Source organism: Cronobacter sp. EKM101R (assembly GCF_963888145.1).
Taxonomy (GTDB): Bacteria; Pseudomonadota; Gammaproteobacteria; order Enterobacterales; family Enterobacteriaceae; genus Cronobacter; species Cronobacter turicensis.
The window spans coordinates 205,070-218,287 of the sequence record NZ_CAWPHW010000042.1 but is presented as its reverse complement, the minus strand read 5'-3'; the positions used below and the strand labels follow the sequence as shown (position 1 = coordinate 218,287).

At 56.8% G+C, this 13,218-nt stretch carries 11 protein-coding genes and 1 tRNA gene; 8 read left to right on the top strand and 4 right to left on the bottom strand.

Going from position 1 to position 13,218, the window contains the following annotated elements:
• Positions 1-120 precede the first annotated feature (120 nt).
• A complete protein-coding gene (locus AACV31_RS18425; RefSeq protein ID WP_165155145.1) occupies positions 121-2,454 on the top strand; it encodes a molybdopterin guanine dinucleotide-containing S/N-oxide reductase in 2,334 nt (777 codons plus the stop codon).
• Here AACV31_RS18425 and AACV31_RS18420 read toward each other — a convergent pair.
• Both AACV31_RS18420 and AACV31_RS18415 read right to left on the bottom strand, forming a co-directional pair.
• The gene (locus tag AACV31_RS18420) at positions 2,423-2,863 is read right to left on the bottom strand and encodes an N-acetyltransferase (RefSeq protein WP_161589839.1); all 441 of its coding nucleotides are present in this window, start codon (positions 2,861-2,863) and stop codon (positions 2,423-2,425) included. The genes AACV31_RS18425 and AACV31_RS18420 overlap by 32 nt on opposite strands.
• A complete protein-coding gene (locus tag AACV31_RS18415) occupies positions 2,860-3,423 on the bottom strand; it encodes a DNA-3-methyladenine glycosylase I (protein ID WP_075197189.1) in 564 nt (187 codons plus the stop codon). Before AACV31_RS18415 ends, AACV31_RS18420 begins: the two co-directional genes overlap by 4 nt.
• A gap of 154 nt (positions 3,424-3,577) precedes the next feature.
• Between AACV31_RS18415 and AACV31_RS18410 the strand changes: the two genes are divergently transcribed.
• The 5 genes from AACV31_RS18410 (at position 3,578) to AACV31_RS18390 (ending at position 8,199) form a co-directional block, all read left to right on the top strand.
• Positions 3,578-4,216, top strand: coding sequence for a lipase (locus tag AACV31_RS18410; protein WP_165155147.1), 639 nt, complete (start codon positions 3,578-3,580; stop codon positions 4,214-4,216).
• 156 nt (positions 4,217-4,372) lie between these two features.
• Positions 4,373-5,575 carry an L-lactate MFS transporter gene (locus tag AACV31_RS18405; protein ID WP_075197187.1) on the top strand — a complete coding sequence of 401 codons (1,203 nt, stop codon included), beginning with the start codon at positions 4,373-4,375 and terminating at the stop codon, positions 5,573-5,575.
• 128 nt (positions 5,576-5,703) lie between these two features.
• Entirely contained in the window at positions 5,704-6,135 is a 432-nt protein-coding gene (locus tag AACV31_RS18400; protein WP_007703048.1) for an organic hydroperoxide resistance protein, read from the top strand.
• Positions 6,136-6,351: 216 nt separating this feature from the next.
• A complete protein-coding gene (gene eptB / locus AACV31_RS18395) occupies positions 6,352-8,031 on the top strand; it encodes a kdo(2)-lipid A phosphoethanolamine 7''-transferase (protein WP_105538189.1) in 1,680 nt (559 codons plus the stop codon).
• Between the two features lie 91 nt (positions 8,032-8,122).
• A tRNA-Pro gene (locus tag AACV31_RS18390) sits at positions 8,123-8,199 on the top strand.
• 56 nt (positions 8,200-8,255) lie between these two features.
• On the opposite strand, the gene AACV31_RS18385 is transcribed toward AACV31_RS18390, so the two are convergent.
• Together AACV31_RS18385 and AACV31_RS18380 are read right to left on the bottom strand one after the other, a co-directional pair.
• Positions 8,256-8,714 carry a lysozyme inhibitor LprI family protein gene (locus tag AACV31_RS18385; protein ID WP_075197186.1) on the bottom strand — a complete coding sequence of 153 codons (459 nt, stop codon included), beginning with the start codon at positions 8,712-8,714 and terminating at the stop codon, positions 8,256-8,258.
• Positions 8,704-9,633 carry a peptidoglycan-binding protein gene (locus AACV31_RS18380; protein ID WP_075197185.1) on the bottom strand — a complete coding sequence of 310 codons (930 nt, stop codon included), beginning with the start codon at positions 9,631-9,633 and terminating at the stop codon, positions 8,704-8,706. Before AACV31_RS18380 ends, AACV31_RS18385 begins: the two co-directional genes overlap by 11 nt.
• A 761-nt stretch (positions 9,634-10,394) precedes the next feature.
• Between AACV31_RS18380 and dppA the strand changes: the two genes are divergently transcribed.
• Together dppA and dppB are read left to right on the top strand one after the other, a co-directional pair.
• Positions 10,395-12,002, top strand: coding sequence for a dipeptide ABC transporter periplasmic-binding protein DppA (dppA, locus tag AACV31_RS18375; protein WP_032806920.1), 1,608 nt, complete (start codon positions 10,395-10,397; stop codon positions 12,000-12,002).
• Between the two features lie 195 nt (positions 12,003-12,197).
• Positions 12,198-13,217 carry a dipeptide ABC transporter permease DppB gene (dppB, locus tag AACV31_RS18370; RefSeq protein WP_075197184.1) on the top strand — a complete coding sequence of 340 codons (1,020 nt, stop codon included), beginning with the start codon at positions 12,198-12,200 and terminating at the stop codon, positions 13,215-13,217.
• Position 13,218 lies beyond the last annotated feature (1 nt).

The window sequence follows — 13,218 nt, the reverse complement described above, 5'->3', positions numbered from 1 at the left end:
CGGGGGAATGTGATGAAAATTCCGGGAAGTGTTCTGATTTTTTATCCATAACGAATCGAGCGGCGACAAAGTAGCCATACTCACGCCGCCTCATCTGCAAACGCCAGTCAGGAGCCCGTTTTGGCTAACCCATCTGCTTTAAAACGCATCGTTACCGCCGCCCACTGGGGGCCAATGGTTGTCGAGACCGACGGTGAAACCGTTTTGTCCTCTCAGGGCGCGCTGCCGACGCGCCACCCGAACTCGCTGCAAACCGCCGTCCCGGACCAGGTGCATAGCAAAGCGCGCGTGCGCTACCCGATGGCGCGTAAGGGGTTTCTCGCCTCGCCGGACCGCCCGCAGGGCGTGCGCGGGCAGGATGAGTTCGTGCGTATCAGCTGGGATGACGCGCTGCGCCTGATTGACCAGCAGCACCGGCGCATTCGTGAAAGCTATGGCCCGTCGTCGATTTTCGCCGGCTCCTACGGCTGGCGCTCCAACGGCGTGCTGCATAAAGCCGCCACGCTCCTGCAACGCTACATGAGTCTCGCGGGCGGCTACACCGGCCATCTGGGCGATTACTCAACGGGCGCCGCGCAGGTGATCATGCCCTACGTGGTGGGCGGCAACGAAGTCTATCAGCAGCAGACCAGCTGGCCGCTGGTGCTGGAGCACAGCGACGTGGTGGTGCTGTGGAGCGCCAACCCGCTCAATACGCTGAAAATCGCCTGGAACGCCTCTGACGAACAAGGCATCGGCTATTTCGAGAAGCTCAAAGAGAGCGGTAAAAAGCTTATCTGCATCAACCCGATGCGCCCGGAAACCGCCGATTTCTTTGGCGAGCGCATGGAATGGATAGCCCCGCACATGGGCACCGACGTGGCGCTGATGCTCGGCATCGCCCATACGCTGGTGGAAAACGGCTGGCAGGATAACGACTTCCTCAACGCCTGCACGCACGGCTATGCGCAGTTTGCGGCCTACCTGACCGGCGAGCGCGACGGCACGCCGAAAGACGCCGACTGGGCGGCAGCGATTTGCGGCGTCGACGCGACCACTATCCGCGAGCTGGCCCGCCTGTTCAGCCAGAACCGCACCATACTGATGGCGGGCTGGGGCATGCAGCGCCAGCAGTATGGCGAGCAGAAACACTGGATGCTGGTGACGCTCGCGGCCATGCTTGGCCAGATTGGCCTGCCGGGCGGCGGTTTCGGGCTCTCTTATCACTTCGCCAACGGCGGCAACCCGACGCGCCGCGCGGCTGTGCTGGCCTCGATGCAGGGCAGTGTGGAAGGCGGCATTGATGCCGTCGATAAAATCCCGGTGGCGCGCATTGTCGAGGCGCTGGAAAACCCTGGCGGCGAATACCCGCACAATGGTCAGCAGCGCATTTTCCCGGATATTCGTTTTATCTGGTGGGCGGGCGGCGCCAACTTTACGCATCATCAGGAGACGCACCGCCTGATTAAGGCGTGGCAGAAGCCAGAGCTGGTGGTGATTTCGGAATGCTTCTGGACGGCGGCGGCCAGGCACGCCGATATCGTGCTGCCGGTGACCACGTCATTCGAGCGCAATGACATGACCATGACCGGCGACTACAGCAACCAGCATATGGTGCCGATGAAACAGGTCGTGCCGCCGCAGTATGAAGCGCGTAATGACTTCGATATTTTCGCCGAGCTGTCGGAGCGCTGGGAAGCCGGCGGACAGGTGCGTTTCACCGAAGGCAAAAGCGAGCTGGAGTGGCTGGAAACCTTCTATAACATCGCCCGCGAGCGCGGCGCGGCGCAGCAGGTAACGCTGCCGGATTTCGCCGATTTCTGGGCAGCGAATGAGATAATCGAGATGCCGGAGAACCCGAAAAACGCCGAATTTGTTCGCTTTGGCGCGTTTCGCGACGATCCGGCGGCCAACCCGCTCAGCACGCCGAGCGGTAAAATCGAGATCTACTCAGAGCGCATTGCCCGCTTCGGCTATGCCGACTGCCCGCCGCACCCGACCTGGCTTGAGCCGGACGAGTGGCACGGCAACGCGCAGCCGGACGAGCTGCAACTGCTCTCGTCGCACCCGGCGCACCGCCTGCACAGCCAGCTTAACTATTCCACGCTTCGCGAGCGCTACGCGGTAGCCGGGCGTGAGCCGGTGACGCTGCACCCGGACGATGCCCGTAAACGCGGCATCGCCCACGGCGATCTGGTGCGGGTGTGGAACGCGCGCGGCCAGGTGCTGGCAGGCGCCGTGGTGACGGAGGGCATTAAGCCGGGCGTGATTTGCCTGCATCAGGGCGCATGGCCTGATTTCGACTGGGGCCAGCAGGGGCTTTGCAAAAACGGCGCGGTGAACGTGCTGACGCGCGATATCCCCACGTCCCGGCTTGGCAACGGCTGCGCGGCGAACTCGTCGCTGGTGCGCGTGGAGAAGTACAGCGGGCCCGCGCCGGACGTTACGGCGTTTGATCCGCCTGCCAGCGCATAATCCAGGTCGGGTGGCCGGTCTCTTCCTGCCACGCGCTCTCTTCAATACGGAAACCCCGGGCGTGATAGAAATTCACCGCCCGGGTGTTTTTCTGATAGACCTCAAGATTCAGGGTATCGTACTGCGACTGCACCTGCGTCAGCAGCGCGGTGCCGATGCCTTGTCCCTCGCAATCAGGCGCCACGAACAGTGCGCCGATAAAATTTTCATGCATAACGCTGATAAACCCGCGCAACGCGCCGTCGTTTTCCTCCACCCACGTACAGGCGCCGGGCAGATAGACATCGCGCACTATCGGCAGGCTGGCGCGCCAGTAGTCAGGCTGAATGAACGGATGCCCGGCGGTGGTGCTGGCAAGCCACAGCGTCAGGATAGATTCGCGGTCAGAAGGCCGCTGCGCGCGGATCACGGGTGATTCTCCGGGTGGCAGCCGCAGCCAGTGAGATGATCGTTCACCAGCCCGCAGGCCTGCATAAAAGAGTAACAAATCGTCGGGCCGACAAACTTAAAGCCGCGTTTTTTCAATGCTTTTGAGAGCGCCTGCGCCTCCGGCGTTGTTACCGGCACCTGCGCGAGCGTCTGTGGGGAATTCACTTTTGGCTCGCCGCCCACGAACGACCAGACAAACGCTGAAAAATCTTCGCCCTGCGCCTGCATGGCGAGATACGCCCGCGCGTTAGCGATAATCGCCTCGATTTTGCCGCGATGGCGAATAATGCCCGGCTCAAGCACCAGCGCGTCGATTTCTTCCGGCCCCATCTGCGCCACGGCATGGGGATCGAACCCGTGGAAACAGCGGCGGTAGTGCGCGCGTTTTTTGAGTACGGTTATCCATGACAGGCCCGCCTGCTGGCCTTCGAGACAGATCATTTCAAACAGCTTGTGGTTGTCTTTCTGAGGTTCGCCCCACTCTTCGTCATGGTAGGCGAGATAAAGCGGGTCCTGGGTGACCCATCCGCAACGTTCCATCCTGCATTCCCTCATTGTAATAAACACCCTGGCGATTTTCCGAAGCGGCTTGACGTTGCGAATAAAGAGACAATAGTTAATTCAGGGTTACTCGCCCATCCGCTAATAACGTCAATAAAAACTGCCGGAACCGGCTCTCTTCTGGAGTCGCTTGATGATGATAACTATCTCTGGACGCCATGCGTTGCGACGCGCGGCGGTGCTGTTGTGGTCTCTGGTTTTTACGCAGGCGGCGCACGCCTGGCAACAGGAATATATCGCTGTTGACCCACAAAGTAACACCTCTGAACGTTATACGTGGGATAGCGATCGCACACCGAGTTATGACGAGATCCTGGCCGAGCGCGTGGCGCAGACGCAGCGCGACGAGGCGGCGATGTCTGTAATGCCCGCAGGCCTGAGTCTGTCATGGCCGTTGCCCGTGGTCGCGCGCCCGGTGGCGGGCTGGCGGCGTGAAGCAAGCGGCCTCCCTTTGCAGGAGAACGGCGTCAGCACGGACGACGCGTACTGGCATGCGAGCGTCGGCTCGCTGGGCTGGCGGCTTGATTCGCGTCTCGGCGCTGTCCGTCCGTGGGCGCAGGTGAGCTATAACCAGCAGCACGGCGATCCTCTGTGGAATATGCAGCCGCTGCTGCCCGGTAGCCAGTACGGCTCGTGGATGGATGTCTCGTTCGGCGCGGATATGCCGATTAACAAGCATCTCGCGGCATGGGCGTCGTTCTCGCAGGCGGAAGGGCGGCTTAGCGAAAACGACGCGCAAATGTACAACCTCGGCGTCAGCGCGACATTTTAGGGCGCGTCATTCGCGCCCGTTCAAGGCCATCCATGCCTTCGCAGCGGCAGTTCATTCCGCGCCTGCGGCATCTCATGCCGTTTTCCCCCGAAAAAGTAGGGGCTTCGCTATCGTTGCAGGTAGTGAAGCTTTCTTCTTATCAGTGGGACAACAACCATGAATACCTCCATTCAACAGCGTACCCGGTGGCTCACCCTGGTGGGCACCATTGTTACCCAGTTCGCGCTGGGCTCGGTGTATACCTGGAGCCTGTTTAACGGCGCCCTGTCGCAGAAACTCGACGAGCCGGTCAGCCAGGTGGCGTTTTCCTTCGGGCTGCTGAGCCTGGGACTGGCGCTGTCATCATCGGTCGCCGGGAAATTGCAGGAGCGTTTCGGCGTTAAACGCGTGACGATCGCCTCTGGCGTGCTGCTGGGGTTAGGGCTGGTGTTAACGTCCCACGCCAGCAACCTGATGATGCTCTGGCTGAGCGCTGGCCTGCTGGTGGGGCTCGCGGACGGCGCCGGTTATCTGCTGACGCTCTCTAACTGCGTAAAGTGGTTCCCGGAGCGTAAAGGGCTTATCTCCGCGTTTTCAATCGGCGCGTATGGTCTTGGCAGCCTCGGTTTTAAATTTATCGACAGTCATCTGCTGGCGTCCGTCGGGCTTGAGCGCACATTCATTATCTGGGGCGGCATGGTGATGGTGATGATCATCGGCGGCGCGCTGCTGATGAAAGACGCGCCGAATCAGCCTGCGCGTACCGGCAACAGCGCTGGCGAAGGCGATTACAGCCTCGCCGAATCGATGCGTAAACCGCAGTACTGGATGCTGGCGCTGATGTTCCTGACCGCCTGCATGAGCGGTTTGTATGTGATTGGCGTGGCGAAAGATATCGCCCAGGGCATGGTGCGCCTCGACGCCGCCACCGCCGCCAACGCCGTCACCGTGATTTCCATCGCGAACCTGACGGGCCGCCTGGTGCTCGGCATTCTCTCCGATAAAATGCCGCGCATCCGCGTGATTACGTTCGGGCAGGTGGTGTCGCTGGTCGGCATGGCCGCGCTGCTCTTCGCGCCGCTCAATGAAATGACCTTTTTTGCCGCCATCGCCTGCGTGGCGTTTAACTTCGGCGGTACCATTACGGTCTATCCGTCGCTGGTCAGCGATTTCTTCGGCCTTAACAATCTTGCGAAAAACTATGGCGTGATTTATCTGGGCTTTGGGATCGGCAGCATCTGCGGGTCTATTATCGCCTCGCTGTTCGGCGGCTTTTACGTCACCTTCTGCGTTATCTTCGCGCTGCTGATTGTCTCGCTGGCTATCTCCACCACTATTCGCCAGCCGCGCCGCGAATCCTGGGAACACGCCCGCGCCTGATGCCGGATTGTCGCTTCGCCGTCGCTTTCTGCGGCGGCGCTTTTCCCCCGAATGTTCTCACTTTCTCCCCAGTTCGCTCAGACGTTCTATGCTTACTAGCTGTGATTGCCAACACAAAGGAGAACAAGATGTCCTTAGAAAAAGTGGTTTATCGCGCAAAAGCGAAAGCGACTGGCGGCCGTGATGGCCGTGCGACTTCCGATGACGGCGTGCTGGACGTGAAACTGGGCGTGCCGAAAGAGATGGGCGGCCAGGGCGGTCAGGTGACCAACCCGGAACAGCTCTTCGCGGCGGGCTACTCTGCCTGCTTCCTGGGTGCGCTGAAACATGTCGCCTCTCAGGAGAAAAAGAAAGTGCCGCAGGAAGCCTTTATCGAAGGTCAGGTGGGGATTGGGCCGCTGCCGACCGGTTTTGGTATCGAAGCGCAGCTGGATATCCATCTGCCGGGCATGGACCGTGCAGAAGCCGAAGAACTGGTGCAGAAAGCGCACATCGTCTGCCCGTACTCCAACGCCACGCGCGGCAACATTGACGTTAAGCTGAACGTTATCACCGACTAACGGGTTATCCCGCTTCGTAAAATGCGGTACCGGCCTCATATTTTTGTAAATACGAGCCGGACCGCCCTAAAAGCCCGCACTTTTTCTTATCCCTGTGGTCTACTACTCCGCGTCTGAGTTAAGAATCTCCTGATTCCCTCGTATTGCTACGTATACACTCTTTTTTCATTTTTGTGGGTAAAGGGTTTTAGTCCTTGTTTTGCCTGGGCGGCTTGCATGAAATACATTCTCTCGATGACCCAGCAGAAACTGAGCGTTCTGCTGGCGGTCTACATCGGCCTCTTTTTTAACTGCGCGGTTTTATATCGTCGCTTTGACGGATACGCGCAGAACCTCTCCTGGGTTAACGCCGTGTCGATGGTTGTTGAACTGGCGGCCACGGTTCTCGTCACATTCTTCCTGTTTCGCGTCCTGTCGCTGTTAGGGCGACGCGTCTGGCGCGTGCTGGCATCGCTGGTGGTGGTGTTCTCCGCCGCGGCCAGCTATTACATGACGTTTATGAACGTGGTGATCGGCTACGGGATTATCGCCTCGGTGATGACCACCGATATCGATCTCTCCAAAGAAGTGGTGGGCTGGGAGTTCATCGCATGGATGGTGCTGGTGTGCATCGTGCCGCTGACGCTTATCTGGGGCAACCGCTGCCGCGATACGCTGCTGCGCCAGCTGCGCACCCGCGATCAGCGCCTGAAAAGCGCGGCGGTGGTGATCGTGGCGGGGCTGCTGGTCTGGGCGCCGATTCGACTGCTGGATTTGCAGCAGAAGAATGAAGAGCGCACCTCCGGCGTCGATATGCCAAGTTACGGCGGCGTGGTGGCGAACTCTTATCTGCCGTCTAACTGGCTCTCCGCCCTGGGGCTGTACGCCTGGGCGCAGGTGGATGAGTCGAGCGATAATAAATCGCTGCTGAACCCGGCCAAAAAATTTACCTGGCAGGCGCCGCAGGGCATTGATGACACTTACGTGGTGTTTATCATCGGCGAAACCACGCGCTGGGACCATATGGGCCTGCTCGGCTACGACCGCAATACCACCCCGAAACTCGCGCAGGAGAAAAACCTGGCGGCGTTCCGTGGCGAGTCGTGCGATACGGCGACCAAACTCTCGCTGCGCTGCATGTTTGTGCGCGAAGGCGGCGCCGACGATAACCCGCAGCGTACTCTGAAAGAGCAGAACGTCTTCGCGGTGCTTAAACAGCTGGGCTTTAGCTCAGATCTGTACGCGATGCAGAGCGAAATGTGGTTCTACAGCAACACGATGGCGGACAACATTGCCTACCGCGAGCAGATTGGCGCCGAGCCGCGCAACCGCGGCAAGCAGGTGGACGACATGCTGCTGGTTGATGAGATGAAAAACTCGCTGGCGGGGCACGATAAGGGCAAGCACCTCATCATTCTGCATACCAAAGGCTCGCACTATAACTATGTGCAGCGTTATCCGAGAAGCTTTGCGCGCTGGCAGCCGGAGTGTATGGGCGTCGATTCTGACTGTAGCCGTCAGGAACTGATTAACGCGTATGATAACTCGGTACTGTACGTCGACAGCTTTATCTCCGATGTGATTGATCAGGTGCGCAATAAGAAAGCGATTGTGTTCTACGCGGCGGATCATGGCGAATCGATCAACGAGAAGGAGCATCTGCACGGCACGCCGCGCAATATCGCGCCGCCGGAGCAGTTCCGCGTGCCGATGATGGTCTGGATGTCCGACAGCTATCTGGCGGACCCGCAGCACGCGCAGGCGTTCGCGCAGCTTAAACTGCAGGCGCAGCAGAAGCGCCCGCATCGTCACGTTGAGCTGTTCGACACCATTATGGGCTGCCTCGGTTATCAGTCGCCGGACGGCGGTATTAACCAGAATAACAACTGGTGTCATGTTCCTTCTGCCGCAAAATAGCCATATCGCTGGCTTTTCAGCCGATCGACAGGCTTTTTTAAAGTAAGGGATTGACGAGGATTAGGGTGCGCAGTAATATGCGCCCCGCATTCGGTGATTGGCGCAGCCTGGTAGCGCACTTCGTTCGGGACGAAGGGGTCGGAGGTTCGAATCCTCTATCACCGACCAAATTCTAAAAAGCCCTGCTCAACGAGCAGGGCTTTTTGCTTTCCGGCATTCGCGCTTTAAGGTTGCACCTGCGCCATTAATGCGTTCAGCTCGTCGATACGCGCCTTATTCATATTGATTTCGCACTGGGTGGATAGAACCCAATAGTTGGGGGTTTTAGCACTGATCTGGGAACTGGCCACCTGACAAAACAGGGCCTTATGTTTTTCCCATGCCGCCTGATCGTTTTTCAGCGCATTGGCCGTATCTACAACGATTTGTGAATCTTCATCCTCGTAATCCGCATTAGCCTCCAGCCAGTCTTCCGACTCTACCTGCTTCAGCGCCGCCGCCAGCGTCTGTTGTAGCGCCTGCTCCGTTTGCTTGCGCTGCCTCTCAAGACATCGCGTTCCGGCGGCATAATCCGCACTCTTCGCACACATCTTTGCTGCCTCTCCATAAATGACGGACGAGGCAGCAACGCAGGTGGTCGGTAGCAACAGAAAGGGCAGAAAAAAAACTAACTTATAACCCATTGATATATTGCAACCTTTTTAAGTTTCTTCCGTGCGAGTTCATCTGTGCGCGATCTGTTTTCAGATATAAACGCACCGATTTCAGATCGTCGAGTAAAATCAACCGGGCAAATTCACCTGCTGACTCACATCCCTGATACAAACTATCGATGTATATATCTTTTAATCTGACACGCATCTTTTCCCAGCTTATGGCAGACATCATTTTCGCTTTGCGTCCATTAAAGATCCTTTTCGCCTCGGAAATATAAAATTGTATAGCAATTTCAAACAGTCTTATCTGTTGCTGGTGCGTAATCTCACCGAAAAGCGGCCCATAAACTTTCACGAAACAGGCAGCATCTCGTCCTTTCAGAAAAGCAGCTTTAGATGCCAGAATGGCTTTGTATTCTTCTATTCCCGCTTGTCTTAGTGTCGCAAAAATCTCACCTGAGCTTCGCCTTCCCATATCGTAGCCACGTCCAAGCGTAACACCAGAAGCAGCAGAATGAGGCCAGTGTAAGATGCGTGAGAACCACGGATAAGGGTGCGGACGGAAAGGATTTGTAGCTGTAATATAATCAGTCCCTTCATTGTCAAAAGTAAATTGCGCTTCCCGTACATGTAGCGGCCCGGAAGTCATCCGTGGACACCACTCGGGTTGGCTGGCATTTTTTAATGTTTCAATGAACCATTGATCAAATGGCTGTACCAGGCCTGATCGGGACAGTGTTAACAAACGTTGATACCAGATAATGGCTTCTTTGGTTTCGTTGTTGCAAACGCCGTCCACTTTTAAGGAACGCCCTGTCGCTGTCTGATAGCCAGCTTTCATCATCAATTCTTGTAGCGCTTTTACGTCATCAGCATAATTTACGCCGCAAACGCCTACCGATGACTGCAAGCGCAGCACGCGTGGCTCATGAAAATTCCTTTTCATATACCTCAATACCTTTTGTCAGTTCGTAAGGGTTTCCATTTTTTGTCGACATGGCAGAGAAGATAGCGAACCCCTCAGGCGTGACGCGTTACAGAAACCAGAGCTGAAATCGTATTAAAGAGGCCCTCCATAAAACCGTAAGCAGCCAGAGGTTATTGCTTTTCACTCCCCACATTCAGACTCTGTTCCAGGGAATACCTGAACGGACGTATTCACCCGCTTAATTCGTTAGTCTTATTTAGCTTCGATTTTCTCGCGCGAACGCGATTCTGTGACATATTTCATTGAAAATAGTTATGAAACATCCCGCATACTTTCCGCTCTGCTTATATATCGCCTCAGCATTTTTTGCTGCAGGGTTAACAAATCGCGCCATAAACCGTTCATAAGTTCGCCACAAGCCCAGAAATTTTGCATTAAGCGGATAAAACATAAGCGCTGGATGTTACAAAATATCAAGATGATTATTCTGCGACTGGGGGCGTAGCATAAATTTCCGTGCTGAAAACATGTCCATGAGGTTTTTTTAATCTTTGTTTGCCGTTTCTCACCCCGGTTGTAAATCCCGGATAGCTGTATTGACGTTTGCGTGTTCTGTTGACAGATTGTAGGGCGTGAGGGTCATTTTACGGACAATCTGTACTGCAACTCAGTCTCCCTTGCGAAAGGAATCCCCAGCCTCACATTTACCGATCGGACCGGGCAAAAAATAAAAAAGGTCTGACGGAATAACACAACACCTATCACATTGGAGCAGAAGAATGAGTATTTCCTTGAAGAAGTCAGGGATGCTGAAGTTTGGTCTGAGCCTGGTGGCTATGACCTGCGCCGCAAGCGTACAGGCCAAAACCCTGGTTTACTGTTCAGAAGGCTCGCCGGAAGGCTTTAACCCACAGCTCTTCACCTCTGGCACCACTTATGACGCAAGCTCTGTGCCTATCTACAACCGCCTGGTCGAATTTAAAATCGGCACCACGGAAATTATTCCAGGCCTCGCGGAGAAGTGGGACGTCAGCGACGATGGTAAAACCTATACTTTCCATCTGCGTAAAGGCGTGAAATGGCAGGACAATAAAGAATTTAAACCGACGCGCGAATTTAACGCCGATGACGTCGTGTTCTCGTTTGATCGTCAGAAAAATGCGCAAAACCCGTACCATAAAGTTTCTGGCGGCAGCTACGAATACTTTGAAGGCATGGGCCTGCCGACGCTGATTAGCGAAGTGAAAAAAGTCGACGACCATACCGTGCAGTTCGTACTGACGCGCCCGGAAGCGCCGTTCCTCGCGGATATGGCCATGGACTTCGCGTCGATTCTTTCCAAAGAATACGCCGACAACATGCTGAAAGCGGGCACGCCGGAGAAAGTCGACCTGAACCCGATCGGCACCGGGCCGTTCCAGCTTCAGCAATACCAGAAAGATTCCCGCATTCTGTATAAAGCGTTCCCGGGCTTCTGGGGCACTAAACCGAAGATTGACCGTCTGGTCTTCTCCATTACGCCGGATGCGTCCGTTCGTTATGCCAAACTGCAGAAAAACGAGTGTCAGGTGATGCCGTACCCGAACCCGGCAGACATCGCGCGTATGAAGCAGGACAAGAGCATCAACCTGATGGAGCAAGCGGGCCTGAACGTGGGCTACCTCTCTTTCAACACCGAGAAGAAGCCGTTTGACGACGTGAAAGTGCGCCAGGCGCTGACCTACGCGGTGAATAAAGAGGCTATCATCAAAGCGGTTTACCAGGGCGCCGGCGTTGCCGCGAAAAACCTGATCCCGCCGACCATGTGGGGCTATAACGACGACGTGAAGGATTACACCTACGACGTCGAGAAAGCCAAAGCGCTGCTGAAAGAGGCGGGTCAGGATAAAGGCTTCACCGTTGAGCTGTGGGCGATGCCGGTACAGCGTCCGTATAACCCGAACGCGCGCCGCATGGCCGAGATGATCCAGGCTGACTGGGCGAAAATCGGCGTTCAGGCGAAAATCGTGACCTACGAGTGGGGCGAATACCTGAAGCGCGCCAAAGCGGGCGAACACCAGGCGGTGATGATGGGCTGGACCGGCGACAACGGGGATCCGGATAACTTCTTCGCCACCCTGTTTAGCTGCGATGCCGCGAAAGATGGCTCCAACTACTCCCGCTGGTGCTACAAGCCGTTTGAGGATCTGATCCAACCGGCGCGTGCGACCGATGACCACAACAAACGTATCGAGCTTTACAAACAGGCTCAGGTCGTGATGCACGATCAGGCGCCAGCGCTTATCGTCGCGCACTCCACCGTCTATGAGCCGGTGCGTAAAGAAGTCAAAGGCTACGTGGTCGATCCGCTGGGCAAACACCACTTCGAAAACGTCTCCGTTGAATAATTAAAACCATCAGGGGCGTGTGAGCGCCCCATGTCCGGCGACGCTGCGCTTATATCGGTCTACACTTCCAGACCGGGCAAGCGCAGCGCACCCGGCAGCAGTGCTTTATTCCCTCGCTGAAAGGGGAGGGAATGAGATTTGTGAGCAATACAGACCACATCCCCTGGTTGTGCGTCACTACAGAGAATCCGGGTTATGTTGCAGTTCATCCTCCGACGTCTGGGGCTTGTTATCCCGACGTTTATCGGTATCACCCTTCTCACTTTTGCCTTCGTTCATATGATCCCCGGCGACCCGGTGATGATCATGGCGGGCGAACGTGGTATTTCCCCTGAGCGTCACGCGCAGCTGCTGGCCGAGCTGGGTCTCGATAAGCCGCTGTGGGAGCAGTATCTCCACTATATCTGGGGTGTCCTGCATGGCGATTTAGGCCTGTCGCTCAAAAGCCGCCTCCCGGTCTGGGACGAGTTCGTGCCGCGCTTTAAAGCTACGCTGGAACTGGGCATCTGCGCGATGATTTTCGCGGTCGCCGTCGGCATTCCGGTCGGCGTGCTGGCTGCTGTAAAACGCGGCTCTATCTTCGATCACACGGCGGTAGGCCTGGCGCTGACCGGCTACTCCATGCCTATCTTCTGGTGGGGCATGATGCTGATCATGCTGGTGTCGGTGCAGTGGAACCTGACGCCGGTGTCCGGGCGCGTCAGCGACATGGTGTTCCTTGACGATACCAATCCGCTCACCGGCTTTATGCTTATCGACACCGCCATCTGGGGCGAAGAGGGCAACTTTATCGATGCGCTGGCGCATATGATTCTGCCCGCCGTGGTGCTCGGCACCATCCCGCTGGCGGTCATTGTGCGTATGACCCGCTCGGCGATGCTGGAAGTGCTCGGCGAAGATTACATCCGTACCGCGCGCGCCAAGGGCCTGACCCGTATGCGCGTCATCATTGTTCACGCGCTGCGTAACGCCATGCTGCCGGTCGTGACGGTGATTGGTCTTCAGGTGGGCACGCTGCTGGCGGGCGCCATCCTGACGGAAACCATCTTCTCCTGGCCGGGCCTGGGCCGCTGGCTCATCGACGCGCTGCAGCGCCGCGATTATCCGGTCGTGCAGGGCGGCGTGCTGCTGGTGGCGACGATGATTATTCTCGTCAACCTGCTGGTCGATCTGCTCTATGGCGTGGTGAACCCGCGTATTCGTCATAAGAAATAAG

Coding starts and splice junctions, on each gene's coding strand:
- dppA (WP_032806920.1), top strand. CDS start 10,395: ATGAGTATTTCCTTGAAGAAGTCAGGGATGCTGAAGTTTGGTCTGAGC.
- AACV31_RS18385 (WP_075197186.1), bottom strand. CDS start 8,714: ATGGGTTATAAGTTAGTTTTTTTTCTGCCCTTTCTGTTGCTACCGACC.
- eptB (WP_105538189.1), top strand. CDS start 6,352: ATGAAATACATTCTCTCGATGACCCAGCAGAAACTGAGCGTTCTGCTG.
- AACV31_RS18405 (WP_075197187.1), top strand. CDS start 4,373: ATGAATACCTCCATTCAACAGCGTACCCGGTGGCTCACCCTGGTGGGC.
- AACV31_RS18400 (WP_007703048.1), top strand. CDS start 5,704: ATGTCCTTAGAAAAAGTGGTTTATCGCGCAAAAGCGAAAGCGACTGGC.
- AACV31_RS18415 (WP_075197189.1), bottom strand. CDS start 3,423: ATGGAACGTTGCGGATGGGTCACCCAGGACCCGCTTTATCTCGCCTAC.
- dppB (WP_075197184.1), top strand. CDS start 12,198: ATGTTGCAGTTCATCCTCCGACGTCTGGGGCTTGTTATCCCGACGTTT.
- AACV31_RS18380 (WP_075197185.1), bottom strand. CDS start 9,633: ATGAAAAGGAATTTTCATGAGCCACGCGTGCTGCGCTTGCAGTCATCG.
- AACV31_RS18410 (WP_165155147.1), top strand. CDS start 3,578: ATGATGATAACTATCTCTGGACGCCATGCGTTGCGACGCGCGGCGGTG.